The sequence below is a fragment of the Terrimonas alba genome (assembly GCF_042434975.1).
GTDB lineage: Bacteria > Bacteroidota > Bacteroidia > Chitinophagales > Chitinophagaceae > Terrimonas_B > Terrimonas_B alba.
Genome location: NZ_JBHMQM010000024.1, coordinates 1 through 1891, shown reverse-complemented (window position 1 = coordinate 1891; position 1891 = coordinate 1). Strand labels below are relative to the sequence as shown.

The 1891-nt window shown below is 49.8% G+C and carries 1 protein-coding gene; it reads right to left on the bottom strand.

Annotated elements, in window-relative coordinates; translation table 11 throughout:
* On the bottom strand, positions 1-1891 hold a 1891-nt coding region (locus tag ACFEL9_RS26000), incomplete at both ends, for a hypothetical protein (RefSeq protein WP_385896301.1).

The following is a 1891-nucleotide window of genomic DNA, read 5'->3' as shown; positions in this document are numbered from 1 at the left end:
GTATGGGTATAATCATCACTGGTGGTGACCACCTCACCCCATGGCAGTGTATAGCTTAAGCAGGCAGCAGCCGTGAACTCGGATGCAGCAGCGGTATTGATAGTGATATGCGCCGTGACAACGGAATCGCAACCATTGACAGTTGTATATGTATGGGTATAATCATCACTGGTGGTGACCACCTCACCCCATGGCAGTGTATAGCTTAAGCAGGCAGCAGCCGTGAACTCGGATGCAGCAGTGGTATTGATAGTGATATGCGCCGTGACAACGGAATCGCAACCATTAATAGTTTGATAGGTATGGGTATAATCATCACTGGTGGTGACCACATCACCCCATGGCAGTGTATAGCTTAAGCAGGCAGCAGCCGTGAACTCGGATGCAGCAGCGGTATTGATAGTGATATGCGCCGTGACAACCGAATCGCAACCATTGACCGTGGTATAAGTATGGGTATAATCATCACTGGTGTTTACCACCTCACCCCATGGCAGTGTATAGCTTAAGCAGGCAGCAGCCGTGAACTCGGATGCAGCAGCACTGTTGATGGTGATATGCGCTGTGACAACGGAATCGCAACCATTGACAGTTGTATATGTATGGGTATAATCATCACTGGTCGTCACTACATCACCCCATGGCAGTGTATAGCTTAAGCAGGCAGCAGCCGTGAACTCGGATGCAGCAGCGGTATTGATAGTGATATGCGCCGTGACAACGGAATCGCAACCATTGACCGTGGTATAAGTATGGGTATAATCATCACTGGTGTTTACTACATCACCCCATGGCAGTGTATAGCTTAAGCAGGCAGCAGCCGTGAACTCGGATGCAGCAGCGGTATTGATAGTGATATGCGCCGTGACAACGGAATCGCAACCATTGACCGTGGTATAAGTATGGGTATAATCATCACTGGTCGTCACTACATCACCCCATGGCAGTGTATAGCTTAAGCAGGCAGCAGCCGTGAACTCGGATGCAGCAGCGGTATTGATAGTGATATGCGCCGTGACAACGGAATCGCAACCATTGACCGTGGTATAAGTATGGGTATAATCATCACTGGTCGTCACTACATCACCCCATGGCAGTGTATAGCTTAAGCAGGCAGCAGCCGTGAACTCGGATGCAGCAGCGGTATTGATAGTGATATGCGCCGTGACAACGGAATCGCAACCATTGACCGTGGTATAAGAATGGGTATAATCATCACTGGTGGTGACCACATCACCCCATGGCAGTGTATAGCTTAAGCAGGCAGCAGCCGTGAACTCGGATGCAGCAGCACTGTTGATGGTGATATGCGCTGTAACAACCGAATCGCAACCATTGACCGTGGTATAAGTATGGGTATAATCATCACTGGCAGTGACCACATCACCCCATGGCAGTGTATAGCTTAAACAGGCAGCAGCCGTGAACTCGGATGCAGCAGCACTGTTGATGGTGATATGCGCCGTGACAACGGAATCGCAACCATTGACCGTGGTATATGTATGGGTATAATCATCACTGGTGGTGACCACATCACCCCATGGCAGTGTATAGCTTAAGCAGGCAGCAGCCGTGAACTCGGATGCAGCAGCACTGTTGATGGTGATATGCGCTGTAACAACCGAATCGCAACCATTGACCGTGGTATAAGTATGGGTATAATCATCACTGGCAGTGACCACATCACCCCATGGCAGTGTATAGCTTAAGCAGGCAGCAGCCGTGAACTCGGATGCAGCAGTGGTATTGATAGTGATATGCGCCGTGACAACCGAATCGCAACCATTAATAGTTTGATAGGTATGGGTATAATCATCACTGGTGGTGACCACCTCACCCCATGGCAGTGTATAGCTTAAGCAGGCAGCAGCCGTGAACTCGGATGCAGCAG